20 protein-coding genes are annotated in these 20,129 nt (G+C 56.4%); 10 read left to right on the plus strand and 10 right to left on the minus strand.

All coding sequences use genetic code 11. From position 1 onward, the window contains the following. Window positions 1–246 precede the first annotated feature (246 nt). The 3 genes from AABO57_00910 to AABO57_00920 form a co-directional block, all read right to left on the minus strand. Window positions 247–705: a hypothetical protein gene (locus tag AABO57_00910; protein ID MEK6284282.1), complete on the minus strand. Its 459-nt coding sequence runs from the start codon at window positions 703–705 to the stop codon at window positions 247–249. 113 nt (window positions 706–818) lie between these two features. Beyond that, the gene (locus tag AABO57_00915) at window positions 819–1,415 is read right to left on the minus strand and encodes a Swt1 family HEPN domain-containing protein (GenBank protein MEK6284283.1); all 597 of its coding nucleotides are present in this window, start codon (window positions 1,413–1,415) and stop codon (window positions 819–821) included. Then, the gene (locus AABO57_00920; protein ID MEK6284284.1) at window positions 1,408–2,034 is read right to left on the minus strand and encodes a DUF5343 domain-containing protein; all 627 of its coding nucleotides are present in this window, start codon (window positions 2,032–2,034) and stop codon (window positions 1,408–1,410) included. The genes AABO57_00915 and AABO57_00920 overlap by 8 nt, the downstream gene beginning before the upstream one ends. A 271-nt stretch (window positions 2,035–2,305) precedes the next feature. On the opposite strand from AABO57_00920, the gene AABO57_00925 reads away from it, so the two are divergent. Beyond that, window positions 2,306–4,114, plus strand: coding sequence for an extracellular solute-binding protein (locus tag AABO57_00925; protein MEK6284285.1), 1,809 nt, complete (start codon window positions 2,306–2,308; stop codon window positions 4,112–4,114). A 17-nt stretch (window positions 4,115–4,131) separates the two neighbouring features. Here AABO57_00925 and AABO57_00930 read toward each other — a convergent pair whose 3' ends face one another. Next, complete coding sequence (locus tag AABO57_00930) at window positions 4,132–4,680, minus strand: hypothetical protein (protein MEK6284286.1); 549 nt, start codon at window positions 4,678–4,680, stop codon at window positions 4,132–4,134. Window positions 4,681–4,930: 250 nt separating this feature from the next. Between AABO57_00930 and AABO57_00935 the strand changes: the two genes are divergently transcribed. From AABO57_00935 to AABO57_00955, 5 genes are all read left to right on the plus strand, one after another. After that, a complete protein-coding gene (locus AABO57_00935; GenBank protein MEK6284287.1) occupies window positions 4,931–6,337 on the plus strand; it encodes a pitrilysin family protein in 1,407 nt (468 codons plus the stop codon). A gap of 36 nt (window positions 6,338–6,373) precedes the next feature. Then, complete coding sequence (gene ubiE / locus AABO57_00940) at window positions 6,374–7,093, plus strand: bifunctional demethylmenaquinone methyltransferase/2-methoxy-6-polyprenyl-1,4-benzoquinol methylase UbiE (protein ID MEK6284288.1); 720 nt, start codon at window positions 6,374–6,376, stop codon at window positions 7,091–7,093. A gap of 74 nt (window positions 7,094–7,167) precedes the next feature. Then, window positions 7,168–8,604 carry a metalloprotease TldD gene (gene tldD / locus AABO57_00945; GenBank protein MEK6284289.1) on the plus strand — a complete coding sequence of 479 codons (1,437 nt, stop codon included), beginning with the start codon at window positions 7,168–7,170 and terminating at the stop codon, window positions 8,602–8,604. Between the two features lie 130 nt (window positions 8,605–8,734). After that, a complete protein-coding gene (locus AABO57_00950) occupies window positions 8,735–10,084 on the plus strand; it encodes a metallopeptidase TldD-related protein (protein ID MEK6284290.1) in 1,350 nt (449 codons plus the stop codon). 36 nt (window positions 10,085–10,120) lie between these two features. Next, window positions 10,121–10,603, plus strand: coding sequence for a hypothetical protein (locus AABO57_00955; protein ID MEK6284291.1), 483 nt, complete (start codon window positions 10,121–10,123; stop codon window positions 10,601–10,603). A 6-nt stretch (window positions 10,604–10,609) separates the two neighbouring features. On the opposite strand, the gene lolA is transcribed toward AABO57_00955, so the two are convergent. From lolA to AABO57_00985, 6 genes are all read right to left on the minus strand, one after another. Next, window positions 10,610–11,332, minus strand: a complete 723-nt coding sequence (gene lolA, locus AABO57_00960) for an outer membrane lipoprotein chaperone LolA (GenBank protein ID MEK6284292.1) — start codon at window positions 11,330–11,332, stop codon at window positions 10,610–10,612. Window positions 11,333–11,400: 68 nt separating this feature from the next. Next, complete coding sequence (locus AABO57_00965) at window positions 11,401–12,360, minus strand: ABC transporter ATP-binding protein (protein MEK6284293.1); 960 nt, start codon at window positions 12,358–12,360, stop codon at window positions 11,401–11,403. Further along, window positions 12,357–12,803 (minus strand): DUF721 domain-containing protein, encoded by a 447-nt coding sequence (locus AABO57_00970; GenBank protein MEK6284294.1) that lies wholly within the window; start codon window positions 12,801–12,803, stop codon window positions 12,357–12,359. The genes AABO57_00965 and AABO57_00970 overlap by 4 nt, the downstream gene beginning before the upstream one ends. Before the next feature lie 45 nt (window positions 12,804–12,848). Next, window positions 12,849–13,475 (minus strand): Uma2 family endonuclease, encoded by a 627-nt coding sequence (locus AABO57_00975; GenBank protein MEK6284295.1) that lies wholly within the window; start codon window positions 13,473–13,475, stop codon window positions 12,849–12,851. Between the two features lie 127 nt (window positions 13,476–13,602). After that, window positions 13,603–14,730, minus strand: coding sequence for a multiheme c-type cytochrome (locus AABO57_00980; protein MEK6284296.1), 1,128 nt, complete (start codon window positions 14,728–14,730; stop codon window positions 13,603–13,605). 153 nt (window positions 14,731–14,883) lie between these two features. Further along, a complete protein-coding gene (locus AABO57_00985) occupies window positions 14,884–15,114 on the minus strand; it encodes a hypothetical protein (GenBank protein ID MEK6284297.1) in 231 nt (76 codons plus the stop codon). Between the two features lie 93 nt (window positions 15,115–15,207). Here AABO57_00985 and AABO57_00990 point away from each other — a divergent pair, with 93 nt between their 5' ends. From AABO57_00990 to ccsA, 4 genes are all read left to right on the plus strand, one after another. After that, a complete protein-coding gene (locus tag AABO57_00990; protein ID MEK6284298.1) occupies window positions 15,208–15,798 on the plus strand; it encodes a nucleoside triphosphate pyrophosphatase in 591 nt (196 codons plus the stop codon). A 24-nt stretch (window positions 15,799–15,822) separates the two neighbouring features. Then, window positions 15,823–16,542, plus strand: coding sequence for an SDR family oxidoreductase (locus tag AABO57_00995; GenBank protein MEK6284299.1), 720 nt, complete (start codon window positions 15,823–15,825; stop codon window positions 16,540–16,542). Between the two features lie 175 nt (window positions 16,543–16,717). Next, a complete protein-coding gene (locus tag AABO57_01000; protein ID MEK6284300.1) occupies window positions 16,718–18,469 on the plus strand; it encodes a cytochrome c biogenesis protein ResB in 1,752 nt (583 codons plus the stop codon). Then, window positions 18,462–20,027, plus strand: coding sequence for a cytochrome c biogenesis protein CcsA (gene ccsA / locus AABO57_01005; protein MEK6284301.1), 1,566 nt, complete (start codon window positions 18,462–18,464; stop codon window positions 20,025–20,027). The genes AABO57_01000 and ccsA overlap by 8 nt, the downstream gene beginning before the upstream one ends. Window positions 20,028–20,129 lie beyond the last annotated feature (102 nt).

Genomic DNA, 20,129 nt, shown 5'->3' on the forward strand with positions numbered 1-20,129 from the left:
TGTTGCCTGCGAGATGAATTCTAGATTGCGGGCTCGGGGGTGTCAAACAACGCAACTTGGAGGTCTTGAAATACTTCGCCGGCGGCGAGTTTCAGCATCTCGATGATTAGCTGCACTTGCTTGAGGTCTTTCTCATCTATGGTGATTCTCCTCTTCGTTCCCCACGTTCGCTAACCAGGAGTTGACCGCGCCCGAAGTTTGATCGTCAAACACAACAACCTTGGCACGGCTAGGGTTGAACGAATGTTAGGCACCTGCGCCTCGATGTGACCGCCTGCGTGATATGAACGCGGCTATCGGAACAACTATCGCCATAAGCAACCATGATCCCGGGGGAACGACAACGAACACGAAAGCGTGCGGCGACCCGGCGGGCGGCAAAACTACACCCCCGTAGATGGCCAAAGAGCCCAGCGTGATAACGAGCGTCACGCAATAAAGCGTCGCTCGGGTAAGAACCGACCAACGCTTCGAAACGATGTTGGCCCATGCGAGGGCCACGAACGGCGACAGTACCCAGATTACGAAAAGAACCAGCAGGAGACGGGGTGTGCTACGACCTGCACGGAGCATCAAACCGAGCGAGCCCCCGGCCCCAGCCACCACCGCGATTAGGGCCACTGCGCGCAGGGGGCCAAGTAACCCACCATCGGGCCTTCCCAGGCTCGCTTCAGAGGTTATCTCACCGGAACCATTAATGCTCATTGATCTCTCCTGGTGCATTAACGTTCGGCGTAACCGGGCCGCGCACCGAACAATGGATAAAGGATTCGAAACTCGCTTGCGCGGCTCCGGTTGACGCCGTTGTTAGGTGCGTACTACTCCATAAGCCGGAACCAGTCGCGCATGCTCAGTTGCAGCCGAAGGACCTCATCTTCCGCAAGCGGACTGCAATGAGCGATTGGACCTCGAAGCATATTGAGACTCGCCATGACTTTTTCAACCGCTTTCGGACTATTGAAGATGGCTCCGAAAATCGGCCAGTTGGATTTGATAATCTCGCCGAGTTCGCCGAACGTCGTGAAGTCAATAGGCTCGTCGGATCGGAGTGTCACTCCGGCGTCCTTTTCCCGTTGCATTCTATCGCGTACAGCGTCGCCTACTTTCTGCGGAATGCGTCCGGAGTCCCACCACTTGTCGCCCTCCACCGCTTCTAGTGACTCTTCGATCAGTGTCCGTATCGACTTTTCCAGACAGTAGAATATCTCGTAATGTCGCGACATGGCGGCGGCCTCGGATCGAATCTTCTCATCAAACTGCGGATAGTACTGCGCATCCGCCTCTGCTGCAGAACGTAAGCCACGGCCGAGATCGATTTGAAGGGTTGCTTCGACTTGATCAAGATCAGTTTCGATCAACTGGTTTGTCATACCGAAGACTTTGATACCATCAGCGATTGATCTGAATCTATTCATGTCTTAACAAATGTTCACGTAGGCTTTTGAAAATCGCGTCGAACACTTTGATATCCGTCGTAGCGGGCAGATTCAAGTTTATCGTATAGCCGAGATTCAATCCGATGCCACCTCCATGGCGTGAGTTCTCTGCCATTCGAGGTTCGACAGCAGCTATGTCCTCCCGATCCGACTCACTGCTAGGCGCTGTTGCCTCGAAATCGGCTCGGTCTCTAAGTACTTTGAATGTCGAGAAAGTCAGCTGCACGACTTTGTCGTCCTTCTTTCGGCCCGTTACTTCTACAATCAGGTTCTTAAGCTTGTTATCGTCAAGGTCGTGCGCATATTCATTGACTGAGTAGAGATTTGCGTAGGCCTCTCTGATTCCCTCACCAAGCGCAATTCGCGAGTAGTCAGGGTTTCGGTATCGATGGTAGCGCTGCGTAGGCGTTCCATCGGTCCCGATCAACCCTAGTTTCTTAAGGAGCGGAATGATAGCGTTAGCCGATCCGCCTTTGACGCTGAGCTTTGTGTTGAGAAAATCTCGCGTGAAGCGAGGCGGAGTCGCGGCCTGGTTCATTCGCTCCAACGCTCTTTCAAGCATTCCGGGCGAGTATACGTAAGGTAGTTTCTCTGCCATTGTTTATCCTCCGAAACGTCAATCACGCGATCCTCAGCACCTAACTTGAAGTATCCGTACTAAAAGCGGTGTGAATGTTACCGCCGTTAGTGCACCTATTCAAGTCGCCTTAGAGCGTGCGATCAACGATTGCAGCGCTTTGGCTCGACCCAGTTCTGAGATAAGCCAACGAAAAGGAAGGGCAACTCGATGAGGTTGTGAGTTAGTTCCTTGACTCGAGCACGACCATCAAACATATTGATCCGCAGTGTCAGCGAGAACTCAGCGACGTTTGCCCTCAACCCTAAGCCTAACCACTGGTCTCGTGTACGTGTTTCTCTATACGCCGATCGTCGTGCTCGTGGCTTTGTCCTTCAATAGCTCCCGCTTCAGCACGATCTGGCAAGGCTTCACCTGGCGATGGTACGCACTTGCCTGGCAAGACGCCGAACTCATCGCGTCGCTTCGGGCCAGCCTTATCGTTGCGTTCATGACTACGCTGTTCGCCACGATCATCGGGACGGCGGCGGCGATTGGGCTGGCGCGTTATAGGATTAAGTTCAAGCGCGCGGCTGAAGGGCTGATCTTCCTTCCAGTCATCATCCCCGAGATCGTCATAGGCTTTGCAACGGCCGGGCTGTTCGGCATGCTCGGCTTTGCGTTCGGGCTCGGCACCATCATCGCAGCCCACGTTGCGTTCTCGATTTCATACGTCGTGTTTATCGTCCGAGCGAAGCTGGTAACTCTCGATCGCTCGCTTGAAGAAGCAGCGCTGGATTTGGGCGCAACCCGCTGGCAAACCTTCCTCAGAGTCACCCTGCCTCTGATCCTTCCCGCCATCACGTCGGCGGCGTTGCTCGTGTTTACGCTCTCTCTCGACGACTATGTGATCACGAGTTTTGTAGCCGGTCCCGGAAGCGCGACGTTGCCGCTCAAGATCTACTCGATGGTTAAGACCGGCGTGACGCCGGAGATCAACGCAATTTCGACCGTGCTGCTGGTGGTCACGATGATGCTCGTTTTGGTTTCGGAACGACTGGCATCGGGGCGGCATTCGCGTTGGACATTGGGAGCAGCGGCTTGCGGCTTCGCCGTGCTGGTTGTGTTCGCTTTGGGAGGCCAGGCGCAGCGGGCAAGAGGCGGCGAGCTGAACGTCTTCATATGGTCAAACTATCTTCCGGATAGCGTCATCGCGGAATTCGAACGCCGTTATGACGCGAAGCTCAACGTCGAACTCTATGACTCCAACGAGGCTCTGCTTGCGAAGCTGCAATCAGGCGGCGTGAGCTACGACATTATTGTGCCGAGCGACTATATGGTTACGGTGCTTCGCGAGCAAGGACTGCTTCAAGAGCTGAACCGCGATGTGCTCACGAACTTCTCTAACCTCGACCCGCAGTTCGTGGGGCTGCCCTACGATCAGACAAATCAGCATTCGATTCCATACATGTGGGGAACTACGGGCATCGCATATCGGAAAGACAAAGTCACTGGAAACATCGATAGCTGGGCGGCACTGTGGGACATCCGGTACAAGGACCGGATAGCTATGCTTGACGACGTGCGCGAGACGCTCGGCGCGGCGCTTAAGTTTCTTGGGAAGTCCGAGAACAGCACCGACGCGGGCGAGGTGCAGGCGGCAGCCGGGTTGCTGTTGGAGCAAAAGCCGCTGGTGAAGGCTTATGACAGCGGCGGCTTCGATCAGATGCTCCTCTCCGGCGATGCGTGGATAGCCCAGGCGTACAGCGGTCAGATCGCCAAGGCGATTGCCGAGAATCCCGCGATCGGCTATGTGATCCCGAAGGAAGGCTGCACGATCTTCGTTGACAATATGTGCGTCCCTCGAAACTCGTTCCACAAGGAGCTGGCGCACGAGTTCATCAACTTTGTGCATGAAGCGAAGACCGCGGCAGCAATCGCGAACGGCACGGGCTACTCATCGCTGAACCTGGCCGCGCGTTCGCTGATTCGTCCCGACCTACTAACCAACGAGGCAGCTTATCCGCCGCGCGATGCGCTCGAGCGCTGTGAGTTCATCAAAGAGATCGGCCCGATGATTGTTGTCTATGACAGGTGGTGGACGGAGATTAAATCGAGATGAGGGTCATTGGTCATTGTTCAATTTCTGAGCTTCGACATCAAGTCGTCATCCTTATCAAACGCTCTGAGCGGACTTGAATGCTCGCGGTTTATTCGCCCGGTCAACGGGCGTGGGAAGTTCTCAGGCGGAGGTTCGGAGGGTAGCGCTGTACCGCCAGGTTCTACAAGCCCAGCACGAGTATGAGCCGGCTGCCCGATGCTCAAGCGCTGGCTTGCTCGAACGTTTGCCGGCAACGACTGGCCGTTGTTGAGCCCGCCGGTGCCCCGAGGCTGCAGCGCCGGATCGACCAGCTTCGGACCAACCTTGGAATCGATAATGCTGCCGATGCCGCGAAAGAGTTTGACGATGCCGGCTAGCGCAAGCAACAACGAGGCGGTGTACACCCACGGAGTCCTGGGGATGAGAAAGTAGGGCAGCGCCGCTGCGACTAACAACGCGGCGCCGACAGCCGAGCCCTGTATGCCATCGCTTACTTGCTTGCGCGCTCGCTTGAACTCGCGGTCGCGTGATGGATCAGAGATAAACGCGCCGCCGCTTAGCGCCTGGGTGACAACACCCAAGTTCATGCCGCATGACTTGCAGAACTTTGCGCCGTCGCTGGCATGTGTTGAGCAGGTAGGGCAATACATTCAAGCTCTCCGGTTATGAGGCGGGGCTTCAACCGACAGCTTCGCAGCAAGGGCTGCTTGTTCAGGTGATCAATCCCCAAGATCGGCTATGTGGCAGGGGCAACGCGCGCAGTATAGCACGGACAGTTGACGGTCTCTAGACTTCATAGCTACACTCGATTCAAATTCGAGAACCGTGGAGGAATCTTTGGGATTGAAGAAGTGGGCCGCGCTTGCGAGCGTTTCTGCGGGCGTATTACCGTTATCGCTATGGTTCAGCCTTGGAGTTCACGGTTCCGTCCTGGTGCGTGGCAATCCTGGTCCTCAAACCTCTCCGTTCGTGCTGCCGATCGTTAAGCGGGATTCACTGCTAAACGGCCTTCAGCTCATAACGCTGGAGCAGCAGAGCACCGGCAGCGTTTCCGCCCATCTGCGTATCAACAGTGGCGGGTTGTTTGATCTTGCCGCAAAGGGCGGGCTCGCGGACATAACCGCGGGCATGCTGTTGAAAGGCGGCGGTGGATTGAACGCGCGGAATGTCGCTGACACCGTCGAGCAGTTGGGCCTGGCGGTGACGGTCACGACCGGATGGGACTCGACTGACATCGTGACCAGCGGTCCCCCCGAATCGCTCGATGCGATCTTCGACTTGCTCGGCAAGCTTGTGATAACGCCGTCATTTGACCAGAAGGAACTGGAGATGCTCAAGGCCGCGCGAACGGCAACTCTTGTTAAGGAAGGACAGGATGATTCCGTGGCCGTAAGGCGCAAGGCTCTGGAGGCCGTTTACGGGTCACACCCGTTTGGCCGTCCCGCGCGTGGAACGCCGGAATCGATCGCGCAAATAACCCGGCCGGATTTGGTCTACTTTCACAACCGGTTTTATATCGCTAATAACGCTGAGTTGCTGGTAAGAGGCGATGCAACCGCCGAGCAGGTGACTCGCCTGGCCAGATCGAAGCTGGGCGCGTGGAAGAAGGGCGAGAGGATCCCGCCGACATTCAAGTCGCTGGATGCGCCGCCATCGCGTCGCGTTCTCTTAATTGATCGCACAGACGAACAGCCGGCGAGAGCCGAGATAGCTCAGATTGGTGTTTCAAGGCGAGCGGAGGACTACTTCGCCGCGGTAGTAATGGCCGACGTGCTTCATCAGCAGGCGTCCAACATTACTGCGGTGCATTCGGGTACAACGATCACCAGCGATCTCGAGGCTCGGCTGCTTGCGGGGCCCTTCATTGTGAGTATCAAGTCGGCGCCGAGCGATCTGACCGGCGACCTGGACGTTGTGCTCGACACAATGACCCGGATGCAGACCAGCGTCTCAACAAACGAACGTGTGGAATCAGCAAAGGCGAAACTGATTGCGTCGATGGCCGAGCGGCTCAAGACGACCGCGGGAGCCACAGAGGTCATATTGGATATTGAAACCTACGGACTGGGCCGCGATTACGTGATACGATTCGCCGAGCGGGTCAATTCAATCACGCCGGCCGATGTCCAGCGCGCCGCGCAGACTTACTTGAAGCCGCGGTCCGTGACTATAGTAATCGCCGGTTCCGCCAACCGATTCGAGAGTCAAATGAAGAAGCTCGGTACGGTCGCCGTGCTGAAGTAACTAACCCTCTCGCGCGAGAGAATGTTTTGAACGTCGATGGAAACCCAGGCAAGTAATCTCGGGCCGAGCAGCAAAGCCTTGCGAGTGCGCTCGATGTTTGCAGAGATCGCTCCGAGATACGACTTTCTCAATCATGCGCTGTCGCTGAACATAGACAAGCGCTGGCGCAGGCTTGTAATCAAGACGGTAGCCGGCCGCCTGCGCCTTCCCGGCGCGATGGCGCTCGATCTTTGTTGCGGGACGGCCGACCTGTCGCTTGAGCTAGGGGCTCTGGCGCCGACTTTTGGCGTCGACTTCTGCCATCCAATGCTGCAAATCGGCGCCAAGAAGGTTCGACGGGCGGCGCTTCCGATCGAGCTTATCGAAGGAGACGCGCTAAGCGTGCCTTTCGCCGATTCGCTGTTCGATGTCGTGACCGTGGCATTCGGGCTCAGAAACCTGGACGACCCGGAATCGGGGCTGCGTGAGATTTATCGCCTGGTGAAGCCTGGGGGCCGCTGCGTGGTGCTCGAGTTCTCTCATCCCCATCTCCCGGTTTTCCGGAATCTGTTTCATTTCTATTTCACGCGGCTGCTTCCTCTCATTGGTAGCGCGGTGTCCGGGTCAAGGTTCGCTTATCAGTATCTGCCGGACTCGGTGCAGAAATTCCCCGGTCAAAAGGAACTGGCCGCGATGATGGAGGCGGTTGGTTTTTCCGATATCAGCTACTACAATCTGTTCGGTGGTGTTGCCTCATTACACCTTGGCGAAAAATAGAGCCAGATCGCAAGAGCGCCGGGGGCAGGGAAGAAGTCCGGCGCCGAGTCTCCGCTTCCTCTGAAAGGGATAGAATGAGCACAGATGCAATCAAGTTTTTCTTCGATCGGTATGGCCTCACCGACGGCGATATCGACAAGCTACTCGCGACTGCACTGGCGCGCGGCGGTGACTATGCGGATTTGTACTTCGAATACAGGGTTGCAAACAGCGTCAACATCGAAGAACAGATCGTCAAACAGGCCGCAAAGTCAATCGCCCAGGGTGTTGGCGTGCGCGTGATCATCGGCGACAAGACAGGCTATGCTTACACCGACGAAATAGCCTTCGACGCAATCCGTCACGCGGCCGAAACCGCAAGCCACATAGCTCGCAGCGGGGGGAGCAAGAGACTCGAGGGTGTGAACGCGACGCCGACCGCGTTGAACCTGTATCCAGTCGAGGTTCCCGTGTCGTCGATTGAACTGTCGAGAAAGATCGAGCTGATCAAACGCGGGGATAGAGCGGCGCGCGGAGCCGACCCGCGCATACGAGAGGTGCAGTCATCAGTCAACGACGAAATGAAGTACGTGATGATCGCCTCTTCCGATGGGAGGTTGGCCGGTGACGTCCAGCCGCTGGCGCGATTCGGCATCTCGTGTATAGCCGATGACGACGGCAATCTTCAGGTCGGCCGCGCGGGAGGGGGTGGCCGCGTCGGTATTGACTTCTTCGAAACCGAAATGACCCCGGACCACTTCGCCCGCGAAGCGGCGCGTCAGGCGATCATCCAACTGGACGCGGTCGCGACTCCCGCGGGAACGATGGAAGTCGTGCTGGGGCCAGGCTGGCCGGGCATACTGCTTCACGAGGCTGTCGGCCACGGTCTGGAATCGGACTTCAATCGAAAACAAACTTCGGCCTTTTCCGGCCTCATCGGACAGCGCGTTGCCTCAGAGCGTTGCACCGTGGTCGACGACGGCACGATTCCCGATCGCCGCGGGTCGCTCAATATTGACGATGAAGGCGAGCCAACAAGCCGGACAGTGTTGATAGAGGACGGGATCCTCCGAGCTTACATGAGCGACTATCTGAACGCCGGTCTGACGAAGTCCGCGCGAACCGGAAACGGACGAAGGCAAAGCTACAAGCACATGCCGTTGCCGCGAATGACCAACACGTTCATGCTCGCCGGCCTGGACGCAAAAGAAGACATAATTCGCTCGGTCAAGCGAGGGTTGTATGCCGTACAGTTTGGAGGCGGACAGGTCGACATCACCAGCGGTGAGTTCGCGTTCAGCGCGTCCGAAGCCTACTTGATCGAAGATGGAAAGGTGACCGCACCGGTAAAAGGCGCAACGCTTCGCGGGAATGGACCTCAATCTCTCAAACACGTGACGGCTATCGGCAACGATCTCGAGCTCGATCCCGGTGTAGGCGTATGCGGTAAGGACGGGCAAAACGTGCCGGTCGGAGTTGGTATCCCGACTATCAAGATAAGCGAAATGACGGTCGGTGGCACGCAGAAATAAGTTTCGGACCTAGGCTGCACGGGCGTCCCTCTTTTGGCGCCGCTCATTCCGCAGTTCGGCAGTAGCATGCGGGGAGGGCGCCCAAAGAGTGACGCCGATACAGGTGTATACCAGAGATCATCCGCGCTGAATGACATTCCACCTTACTAAAGAATTCGCGGCCGGCGTCGCCCAGCAATCTGTAGAGCGAGGAGCGAGCGCCGCTGAAGTAGTAATAAGGCAGAGGACGGAGTTCTCTGTTGGAGTAAGGCTCGGGGAAGTGGAGACGCTTAAGGAATCAACAGATCGGGGACTCGGTTTGAGAATCCTGATCCACGGACGACAGTCCTCGGTTTCCGGTTCAGACTTCAGCCGCGATGCGCTGACTTCGCTGATCGATGAAGCAGTCGAGTTGGCGCGACTCACCTCGCCGGATGAAACCGCAGGTCTGCCAGATCCTCAAGAGCTTGCCACGTCCGTTCCTAACCTGGATCTGTACGACGAAGCGATCGAGAAGCTTTCAACCGAAGAGCAGATCGAGATGGCGTTGAGAGCGGAGCGCGCGGCGCAAGAGTTCAGCGTTCAGATAATAAACTTCGACGGTGGCGGATTCGATTCGGCATACGGTTCCGTGGTTTTAGCGAACTCACTGGGTTTTGCCGGCGAGTTTCAAACCACCTCGTGCTCGCTTGCCTCGGTGCCGGTCGCCGCGGAAGACGGGAAGATGCAGCGCGACTATTGGTACGATGTGCGGCGCAAGCTTTCGGAGATGGACAGCCCTGAAGAGATCGGCATCACGGCAGCCAGGCGGACCCTTCGCAAACTCGGCGGGCGAGCGGTGCCGACGCAATCGGTGCCGGTGGTGCTCGAGCCGAACATGGCGCGCGATCTGCTCGGCGATATCTTCAATGCGGCATCCGGAGAATCGATCTTTCGAAAGGCAAGCTTCCTGGTCGGGCAGCTTGGCGAACAGGTCGCGAGCCGGCGGCTGACCGTTATTGACGACGGGTCCATGCCGCGGGGGCTCGGGTCGCGACCGTTCGACGGCGAGGGACTGCCGACGCGGCGCACCGTTGTGATAAGGGAAGGCGTGCTCGAGAGTTATCTGCTGAACACCTACACCGCGCGCAAGCTGGGTCTCAGGTCGACGGGAAACGCGGGGCGCGGCTTGAGTGGCGCCACGGGCGTCGAGGCTGGGAACTTGTATATCGAGCCGGGGCCGTATTCACCGGACGAGATCATCAAGTCGGTGACAAAGGGCCTTCTGATTACCGAACTGCTTGGGTTTGGCGTGAATATCGTCACCGGCGATTACTCGAGATCGGCCTCGGGAATCTGGATCGAGAACGGCGAGCTGACTTTTCCCGTTCAAGGGGTGACGATCGCGGGAAACCTGAAGGAGATGCTCAGTTCGATCGAGATGATCGGGAACGATCTTGATTTCAGAGGCAGCGTTGTCTCGCCGACGCTGTTGATTGGAAGGATGACGATAGGAGGATGAGCAACAGACAAAGGTCTGGGCTACTTTGAGGAGCGCATGTTCGAGCAACCAGCCGTCAAATCAGAGAAGGATCGCTCACAGACAATAATGATCTTGAGCGGCCTGGCAGTCCTCGTCGTGCTCGTACTGATCATTATTGTAACGTCGCTTGGACGTGGACCGTCGCAAACCGAAGTCGCGTACGCCGGTTCGCCGGAGTTCGACGCTTACGCCCCGAACGTAATAATCAGTAACATGGAAAAGCGGAGCGGTGAGAGACTCAACATCCGGTATGCGCGCATTTTGTGCGCGGTACAGAACGCCGGAGATCAAGTGCTCGTCGGACTTCAACTCAGGGCGGCGGTGATCGGAACCGGCGGTCAGGTGCTGAGAGAGAAGATCATTACGCCTGTGCCAAAGACCAGTGAGACACTCGGGCCGAACCAGACTATGAAAATCGACGTCTCTCTAGAGCCGGTACCCGACCCGTCGGAGATCATGGAGATGACTATCGAGCTTTATGGATTAAAAGTGAAGTGATTCAGGCTAATCCGCTCGCTTTACGGTTACCCCTGGAGGCGGGGTGAACCCGAACAGACTGTCGGCTGCGATGTAGTTCTCTCGGACGTTCGACAAAAGAAAATCCATCCTCGCTCCGCTGCGCTCAAAGATCACCATTCGCCTTACCTCAAACGAAGCCGTCGAGACCTCGACGATTAGTTGTTTGAACTCTTCGGGGGCGCGCTTAGGAAACAAGCGTAGCACCTGGTTACCAGAGCCGATTGCCGGCTCGCCTGTGGCGACCTCTATGCGCGAGAAGTCGCGCCGCAGGTTTCCTCTGCCAAGCAGAAAAAGAAAAGGAATCTGAGGGTCGGCGGTCTCTTTGATCGGTGACTGCGTCGCATTCTTTTCTCCGTAGACGTGAAAGAATACGTTCTTGCCGTCAGACACGAACAGCTTGCGTTCCGGCGACGTGTATTCCCACCGGGCCTTTCTTGGCCGCTTCAGCAGGAGCTGACCTGTCTCGCGAATGATCCGGCCGTCGGCGCCGGAGTAGATCTGAATGAAATCCGCCGCGAGCCCTTGCATGCGCGAGTACTTGCGCTGAAGGCCATCAATCAACGGGTTCAAATCTGGTGATTGACTTCCAAGGACCGGCTTTGTGTTTGCACCGGCCATTGCTATGAATGAAGAAGACAGCAACGCGAATGCGAGCAGCACGGGTCGGAGACGCTTGGGAATCGGGCCGTAGATTGATTGAGGTGTCATAGGCTTAGTCTGTGTAACAACCGGGCGCACCCTTGCAAGAGACGGAAAAACACAGACTGAAGTCTATGCTACTGTTCGGTGTCTGCAAAAACGTCCTCGAGCGAGGCTCGCCTGGGATTGATCGAAACTAGCTTGCCTCCGCACTCATGTATGAGAGCAAGCGTATTGTCGATCTCGCGTTCGTCGCCCAGCACAAGGTGAACGCCGTTGGGCGTCGCGGTCGCAGATTGCAACGAGGAGACGATTTGTGGGAACCGGCCAAGCGCAGCAGGCTCGATGCCGATTGCTACGATTTCCAGGGCTGCCTCCTCAATGGCCGTAAGTTCATGCACCGTGCCGCACCGAACGAGCTTGCCTCGGCTCAGAATCGCAGCGCGATCACACAGCGCTTCGACATCCGAAAGGATGTGAGATGAGAAGAAAACCGTCTTGCCCTGGGCGCGGAGCGATAGCAGCAAGTCTCGAACTTCGCGCCTTCCTATCGGGTCCAAGCCGGACATCGGTTCATCCATAAAAACGATTTCCGGATCATTGACCAGAGCTTGCGCAATTCCGATTCGTTGAAGCATGCCCTTCGAGTATTTCCGAAGCTGGCGGTTGGCGCCGTCGGAATCAAGCCCCACAAGCTCGAGCAACTGTTTTCCTCTCACACGCGCCGCCCCATCGGGAAGACCGAAAAGCGCTGCGGTATACTCCAGAAGCTCCCGGCCGGAAAGGTAGTCGTAGAAGTAAGGGTTCTCAGGCAGGTAGCCGATTCGCGAACGGGTTGCCACGTTGTCAATTGGACGCCCGAGTATTCGGGCGGTGCCCTCCGTCGGATAAATAAGGCTCATCAGCAGCTTGAGCGTGGTGGTCTTGCCCGCTCCATTTGGACCTAGAAATCCGAATATCTCGCCCCTCCGCACTTCGAGGGTCAGGTGGTCGAGGGCTCGCGCTTTTCTCTTCTTGAGAAAGCCGGCCTCGTAGTCCTTCGTCAGTCCGATCATCTCGATTACTGCTTCGGAAGTCTGTTTTGCAGGTTCGCTCATTTCGTTGTTCTCTCGAGGCATTTTCCCGCGGCGCGTAGAAATGTTTCACGGATCTCCTGGTCAGGTATCCGGTCAGCCTGTTCCCGCAACGGCAGTGCCATCTTTTCGGGGGCGGTGAACTTGACTTCGTTGGGGGCTTCGGGTTCAGAAACGATAAGGCTGGGGTTGACGACGAACTCAATCGTTGTTACCAGCGGCGCGCCAAGCAATGAGTTCAGTTTGAACAGAGCCTGTCCGTGCATTCTGATCAACTGGGTGCGCCATGTCGCGTCGGGCACCGCCACGATCAACGTTTTCCGTTCGAGCCGGATGGGCGACGTGACCTTGCGGATCGGACCGCCAACGGCTACGAGCCATGCCGCGAATACCGCCTGCTCGCGCATCTCGTCGGAGTCCGCGGCTTGGCGGAGCATCTGCGGAACCAGCATCAACAGATCGGTCAACATAGAACGGTCAGCGATCGGGGGAACCATTGACGGACTAGTGGACTATTCCCCTTCACCTTGAGACTTTCTTTTCACATCCCTAAGCCGCCTTGGAGGCGGGAATTCTACTCGCTCGTAAATCTCAGCCAAGCTCAATGTGCATCCGATTGAACTAAGTACTATCACTTCGCCAGGATCGCTTATATCGTGCAAAGTCCATTCGTCATTCGATTGTCTTACATAATGCTCGACTCGTATTCTATGCTGACTAACAAAGACAATTTCCTTGACGCTCTTAACGCCGCGATAATCCGAGAACTTTTCACCCCGGTCGCGCGCTTCAGAAGTCTTGGATAGTACTTCAATGACGACCGTGGGATTTAACAGCGTATCAAGCTCCGCGTCTTCAAACTGCGGTTCGTCACACACAACCACCACATCAGGATAAGTGTAATCCGCTGGCGTTGTCCTCACGCGCATATCGTTTGAGTAGGTCTCGCACTGTATGCCTTCGAGTTGATTCCTGAGCCTCTGAGCTATATTCCCCGTTATTAGATTGTGTTCGCGAGTAGCGCCAGCCATCGCCACCATGTCGCCCGAGATGTACTCGTGCCTAAGTTCAGAGCTTCGCTCGAGAGCCAGGTACTCTTCGATAGAGTAATGATCTTTCTCCTGCAGTCCTTGTTTCATAACGAACAAGATGACCGAGCGCGCCGCACAGCGCTTATTTGTGCTCGCGACCTGGCTTGCGGCCAGTACCTACTCCCACATTCGTCTCGTAGCCGCATTTGCACTTTACTTTGTATGTTCCACTTGTTCAGTGTTTTATTTTCGGCCAGTAGACGGCGAAGTCGAAGTCCGGATCGTTCGGTTCCTTGTGACACTGCATGCAGCCCACGGGGGTCGCCACGAAGCCATATCCTTTAGCCGGGTTGCTTGCGTGCTCTTGGCCGGGGCCGTGACATTCCTCGCACTGCACATTAGCGAACTGAGGCGTGGTGTACAGCGATTGGAAGCCTCCCCGTTGGAAGCCGACCACGTGACACGCGATGCATTCGTTGTCGAATTGTTGGCTCTTTTTCTCGAGCGTGGCCATCGCGTGAGCATGCCTGGTGCCCACCCATATCTGATTCTCTTTTTCGTGACAACCGGCACACGTCTCGACTCCAACGTAGGGCGACCCTGTTGCGTTCAGCAAAGCGGGCTTTGGCGAACCGGCGGTCGCTTGTGCGCTCTGGCTTTGTTCGTTGGTGAACTCGGTATGAGCCGCGGTGACGACCTCTACGGCTGAGGGGTCGTCGGGAATGTTGGAATCAAGCGCCACGTACCGGTTAACCTGATTCTCTGCGCTCCGGTCGCCTTTGACATAAACGCGCAGCTCGCCCAGATACTTGGTCTGGTTATAAGAGTAAGTGATCGTGGCGCGATTGAAGTGCTGGGGTTCATCCATTGAACTGGTCTGCCGCGCTCCAATAACCGTATCAATCTCGGAATTTTCGGTGGCCAGACGTTGAGCAGACGCTGCGTCCATATAGGCGAGCGCTACAATAAAGTCAGACTTCTGCTTTAGCTCGGGCAAGATCTTTTTGGCGGCTTCAAACGGATCGGTTATGCGGTAGCCGGCGTAGACTTCCTCCTTTTGCGTCTGAGTCACAGGCTTGCCTTCCGTAAATCCGACTATCCCGATTTTCAACTTCTGCCCGGGAGCGCCGCGCTTCAGCACAATCTCACGAACAACATAGGGAACGGGAGCGCGATGCTGATCATCCTGCGGCTGGAGGTTAGCTGACACCAGTCGCTGCATGAATGGATACTCGTCAACTCGCTTGTCATAGCCGTCTTTCTTTAGAAGCTCGGATATGTAAGGCAGGTCAAGGTAGCTGATGTTAGCAGCGTCGTGATGAAAATCGCCGTATCCCTTGACTACCCACTTGTTTTTTGTCATAACCTCGGCGGGTAGTTGGTCCGCGCTGTAACGATCATCTGAGAACAAGTTACCTGCATCAACGAGGAGCGTCGGGACTTCCGTGTTTGACCTGTGCCTAAAAGCCTTGATATAGCTGACACGCCGTGCCAGTCCACCCATAGGGTGGCTCGGTCAGCCACAGGTTTCCAGGCTGCCGTGAACGTCAGCGCCGTACATGATCGCAAAGGCGTAGCCGTCGTCTTCGCCTAACCGCTCTTTTATTTTTGGATCGTTCAGGTCGAAACTGATGGTGTCGTCTCGATCAGCGTCGTCCATACCACCGGAACGGGAACAGCCGTTGTTGATTATTGCGAGCCCGGTCATAAAAGTAGCAATGACCAGCAATGAGATTTTTCGACGCACTGCAACCTCCAGGTTAGTCGCTATTCGCGGGGCTAAGACCGAAGCCGATTCTCAAGCGTTTGCTTTCGCGCCGTCAGTCGCAAACCAATAAAGATGCCGGGGAGAGAGCCCAGAATCATTCTTGCTTCCGCGTCCCCACGACGCGCCGATTTGCTCAAGCAAATCGGGGTCGAGTTTGAGCTTGCACCCAGCCAAATCGGGGAGCGCCCTCATCCTGATGAGACGCCAGCCGATTATATCACACGCATTGCAAGGGCTAAAGTTATTGCCGCGGCGCGCACGCGTGAAGCCGGACTGGTCATCGGCGCGGATACGGTGGTTGTGCTGGACGGCCGCCTGATGGGCAAACCTCAGGATGAGGCGAGCGCCGCAACCATGTTAGAGCAGTTGTCAGGAAGGTGGCACGCCGTGATGACCGGCGTCGCGCTCTACGACATCGAAACCCGGCGCGAGGTTGCGGACTATGATAAGACTCTGGTCAAATTCGCCCAGCTCACCGACAGAGAGATTGAATGGTATGTAAGCACCGGAGAGCCGATGGATAAGGCTGGCGCTTATGGGATTCAGGGGCTTGGCGGTCTGTTTGTCGATGAGATCGCGGGCAATTACTACAACGTTGTTGGGTTGCCCATTCCGCTCGTGTATCGCCTGGCGCGGCGGCTCGGATATTCGTTTGTGGAGTAGCGTAGGCTCGGAAAGGGAATTCGCATGAGCAACATCGAAGGCAAAACATCAGTTGTGACCGGAGCAACTCGCGGAATCGGGCTGGCGATCGCGCGCGCTTTGCTGGAGCGCGGCGGACGGGTCTTCATTTGCGCTCGAAGCAGGGAAGAGGTCGAGCACAGCGTCGCGGCTCTCAAATCGGACTATGGTGACAACATCAAGGGCGTAGCGTGCGATGTTCGCGACTACGATAGCGTCCGCTCACTGTTCCGCGAAGTCCTGGCTTCGTTCGGCACGCTCGACATCCTGATCAACAATGCCGGTGTAGGCTCGCACAGCTACGTGGAGCAGATGCCGGTAGAAGAATGGAGCGCCACAATCGAGACGAATCTGTCGGGAGTTTTCTATTGCTGCCACGAAGCCCTCCCCTCGATGAAGGAACGCGGCGGCTACATCATCAACATCGGGAGTCTCGCGGGTAAGAATGCATTCCCCGGCGCGGCGGCCTACTGCGCGTCGAAGTTCGGACTGATAGGCTTCTCCGAAGCTCTGATGCAAGAAGTGCGGCACGACCACATCCGAGTGAGCTATGTGATGCCCGGCTCTGTGAATACGCGCTTCGGCCGCGGCGGTGAGCAGGACCCGTCAACGACTTGGAAACTCGCGCCGGAGGATGTGGCCAACGTCGTCATCAATCTAGTTGAAAGCGATCCGCGAGCGTTGGCGAGCCGAGTCGAACTAAGGCCATCCGAGCCGAAGAAGTAGGAATGAACTTCAGGCTGCGGCCGGTTGATTTGCGATGTTCATGCTGTTTGTGTCTCGATTGCTTCGACGGATCGCCGTGCGGTCAAACTTGGCGTCGTTGACACCCTAAAACAGCGCTTGCTAGAATTCGCGTTGGTTATTAGGGCAATCATTCAATTCACACCGGAACTTACTTATGGCAACAACTGAAACCGAACTAGCCGCGGCAACGGAAGCTCCGCCTGCGGCCGCGCCGGCCGTCAAGGTCAGCACCAAGAAGAGCGATTCCGTGCTCGACAAGGTGCTTCGCTTGCTCAGCTCCGTGAAATTCGGCATCGTGATGTTGAGCATTCTGCTTTCGTGTTGCATGCTCGGAATGCTCGTGATGCAGGTCAACGTCGACGGGTTCGATAAGTATTTCGCGAACCTCAAACCGGCGCAGAAGACGGTCTACGGCGCGCTCGGCTTCTTTGATATATATCGCTCGCGATACTTCACTCTTCTGCTGGCGCTCACCGGACTAAACATAATCCTTGCATCGATCGACCGCTTCCCGGCGGCGTGGCAATACATACGAAAACCGAAGCGCACTGCTTCTCCCAAGTTCATCGCCGCCCAGATGTTCAGCACTGAGGAGGTTTCCTATGAACCCCCGGCTCGGATAGCTGAAAGAGTACGTGCTATTTGGTGGAAGCAGAGTTGGCAACGCGCTGTAATTATCCAGATGTGGATTCTTCTCGTGCTCGGATTGGCTTCCGGCGTGGAGATAGTTCTGCGGATTGCAAAGCTACCGGGATTCATTTCGGCTTATTATCTGTTTCTCGCTTGGCTTGGTTATCTCGGGCTAGTTGTCTACCTCTGGCTGAAGAAGAAAAAAGGGACCGGGTGGGTTCACATTACCGACGAGAATGGCCGTCTCACCGTGTTCGCACAGCGCAACACGTGGAACCGTCTTGGCGCCTACGTCGTGCATGTTGCCCTGCTCACGATCTTCACCGGCGGCTTTCTCACTAGCCGGTACGGGATGGGCGGTCCGATGGAGATCAAGCCTGGGAAGACTTCTAAGCAGTTCGCGATGAGTGAGATCTCCCTTGATGGCGCGCGCACGACGCCGGCGGTTCTTCCGTTCGAAATCGAATGCACTGATCTGCAGCAGAAGCTAATCAGGCCCGAAGGCGGTCTGGAAGCATCGAACACAATCGACTGGTTGAGCTCAATCCGAATCATCGACCAAGAACGGAACGTGCGGAAGGACATGGTTGTTCACATGAACAATGTCGGTGATTACCGGGGCTATCGTTTCTTCCAAAGCCAATTCCAACCGCTCGGAAATGCCCGGCAGATTACGCTTAGATTTCAACCGGTCGACGGTACTGAAGCTCAGAGCGTCACGATACCTCGAGACGGTTCTGTGGATGTGAAGGGGGTTGGGCGCGTGTCGTACGTTGAGTTTCTTCCGGATTTCGTACTAGGGAGCGACGGTCCGACAACTCGCTCTACTGACTATAACAACCCTGCGGTTCTACTGGCGATAACGATGCCAGACGGAAGTGCTCGACGGGCGTTTGCCTTTTACCATGACGACGCTGCCCAGGTGCTTGCGGCTGCAATGGCGAAACAATTGGGTCAGGCCGAGGCTGACCGAGCTACCATCGTTAGCGGGAACAAGGTGTCGCTGAAAGACTTCGAAAAGGTGTCATCCGCTCACACGTTGACCATTCAGTACGATCCGGGACGCACGCCGGTTTACATTGGATTCACGCTTTTGATTATGGCCTTATGCGGAGTGTTCTTCTTCTCCCATCAGAGGGCGTGGGCGGTGATTGAACCGAACGGCGGCGGTTCGAAGATTTACTTTGGTGGAAACACAAACCGGAACAGGCCTGCATTTGAAGGCCGGTTCAATTCGCTGGTGCAGTCTGTTACGGGAGGATCAAGAGATGAGTAGAGCTATCAAACACGAAGAAGTAATGATGCCTGAGTTGGAGCTGACCGTCCCGGAAAAAGCCATCGGCCTCTTGCCGATCGTCCTTCCCATTCTGGGAACAATACTGTTGATCATGGTGCGCATCCAAGCCGGGCGGCCGATCGGCTTTATCTACTGCGATGCACTAATCATGCTCGCGCTGATCAGCTACATCTGCGCGGCGGTTCTCCTGATAACCAACATCTTCGTCAAAGAGAACGTCCTGGCCCGGTTGGGTTTGATCACGGTCGCAATGGGCTACTGCTTCAACCTGACGGGCTGGATGGTACGTTGGATCGAAGCGGGGGACAAAGAGGGTTGGAAGGATGGAATCAACGGCGTCTGGCGATACTTTCCACTAGATAATCTGTACGCGCTGACTTTGGGGTTTTCCGCCGGCGCGGCGTTGACGACGCTGGTGGTGATCCGCAAGCCCAAGTATCGCGCGCTTGGCGCGATGTCGATGCCGATCCTTGTTGTAGTGCTCGCGCTGGGGATGATGCTCGGCAGCGGCATCAGCACTTTGCCGCCGATCCTGGATAGCTACTGGCGGCCGATTCACGTTTCAATAGCCACGGTGGCATACGGCGTATGCCTTGTCAGCTTCGGTCTGGCGTTCGCGTACTTGCTAAAAGACGGAATCCGTTTTGAGGGCGTCGCGCTCTGGACGGCGCTGTACGGATTACTCACGCTCGTGATGTTAGGATTCGGCTCTGCGAGCGCCTTCGAGGTTTTCCGCGGTCAATACACCGTGAACTTGTTCATGGACAAAAGCGCGCTGCCGCTGCGAACTGAACTGCCGATGGTCGGACCGCTGATGAGCCTGACGTTGTTGGTGCTTGTCGTTGCGGTCGCGCTGTTCGCGCTCGATCATTTCAACAAAGACGAGAAAGCCAGAGCGTGGGGGTGGAAGCTCTTCAACGGCGCGGTAGTTTTGCAAGTCCTGGTGTTGGTGCTTCTGTTCTGGCAGATGAAGAGCCTCGACAATCCGGCTGCGCACATACCAACTCGAGAGTACCCGGCTTTCAGCGTGTGGATGTCCGAGCAGTCGCAGCAAAGCGTGACGCCGTCAGACGCCGAGAGGTGGGTTCAGCAAAACGCATCGAGTTTGAAGCTCAGCATGACTTCGAACCCGGTCGAATTTGGCGGGCTGATCGGCCTCACTGTCGCGCTATTCCTTGTCACACTCTTCTCCTGGAAGCGCGAACCACTGTTGTCGGCACTGCCGCCGCTTAAGACGATCGACTCCTTGCTGTACCGAACGGTCGGAGTAGCGTTCCCGTTGTTGTCGCTGCTGCTGATCACCGGCGCCGTGTGGGCCAATGAGTCCTGGGGCCGGTATTGGGGATGGGACTCGAAGGAAGTCGGCGCGCTGGTGGCGTGGATGGCTTACGCGGGCTTCCTGCACACGCGCATTGCCCACGGCTGGCGTGGCCGAAGAAGCGCTTACTTCGCGCTGCTAGGATTCGCGCTGGTGATATTCACCTGGCTCGGGGTGAGCTTCATAATTCCAGGTCTCCACTCCTACGCCGGGGTCTAGTTTTTTAGGTCGACCCTTGGAGTTAGTTACGAAAAGAGGGCGAGCCCGCAGGCTCGCCCTCTTTGTTCTTTTCGGCTTTTCTTGGACACATGCCTGGCCCAC

The organism is Acidobacteriota bacterium (genome assembly GCA_038040445.1).
Taxonomy (GTDB): Bacteria; Acidobacteriota; Blastocatellia; order UBA7656; family UBA7656; genus Onstottus_A; species Onstottus_A frigus.

Bases quoted from the DNA above. Each gene is read 5' to 3' on its own strand.
- AABO57_00910 (MEK6284282.1), bottom strand. From the start codon at position 705: ATGAGCATTAATGGTTCCGGTGAGATAACCTCTGAAGCGAGCCTGGGA.
- AABO57_00915 (MEK6284283.1), bottom strand. From the start codon at position 1,415: ATGAATAGATTCAGATCAATCGCTGATGGTATCAAAGTCTTCGGTATG.
- AABO57_00920 (MEK6284284.1), bottom strand. From the start codon at position 2,034: ATGGCAGAGAAACTACCTTACGTATACTCGCCCGGAATGCTTGAAAGA.
- AABO57_00930 (MEK6284286.1), bottom strand. From the start codon at position 4,680: ATGAACTTGGGTGTTGTCACCCAGGCGCTAAGCGGCGGCGCGTTTATC.
- ubiE (MEK6284288.1), top strand. From the start codon at position 6,374: ATGGAAACCCAGGCAAGTAATCTCGGGCCGAGCAGCAAAGCCTTGCGA.
- tldD (MEK6284289.1), top strand. From the start codon at position 7,168: ATGAGCACAGATGCAATCAAGTTTTTCTTCGATCGGTATGGCCTCACC.
- AABO57_00950 (MEK6284290.1), top strand. From the start codon at position 8,735: ATGACATTCCACCTTACTAAAGAATTCGCGGCCGGCGTCGCCCAGCAA.
- AABO57_00955 (MEK6284291.1), top strand. From the start codon at position 10,121: ATGTTCGAGCAACCAGCCGTCAAATCAGAGAAGGATCGCTCACAGACA.
- lolA (MEK6284292.1), bottom strand. From the start codon at position 11,332: ATGACACCTCAATCAATCTACGGCCCGATTCCCAAGCGTCTCCGACCC.
- AABO57_00965 (MEK6284293.1), bottom strand. From the start codon at position 12,360: ATGAGCGAACCTGCAAAACAGACTTCCGAAGCAGTAATCGAGATGATC.
- AABO57_00975 (MEK6284295.1), bottom strand. From the start codon at position 13,475: ATGAAACAAGGACTGCAGGAGAAAGATCATTACTCTATCGAAGAGTAC.
- AABO57_00980 (MEK6284296.1), bottom strand. From the start codon at position 14,730: ATGACAAAAAACAAGTGGGTAGTCAAGGGATACGGCGATTTTCATCAC.
- AABO57_00990 (MEK6284298.1), top strand. From the start codon at position 15,208: ATGCCGGGGAGAGAGCCCAGAATCATTCTTGCTTCCGCGTCCCCACGA.
- AABO57_00995 (MEK6284299.1), top strand. From the start codon at position 15,823: ATGAGCAACATCGAAGGCAAAACATCAGTTGTGACCGGAGCAACTCGC.
- AABO57_01000 (MEK6284300.1), top strand. From the start codon at position 16,718: ATGGCAACAACTGAAACCGAACTAGCCGCGGCAACGGAAGCTCCGCCT.
- ccsA (MEK6284301.1), top strand. From the start codon at position 18,462: ATGAGTAGAGCTATCAAACACGAAGAAGTAATGATGCCTGAGTTGGAG.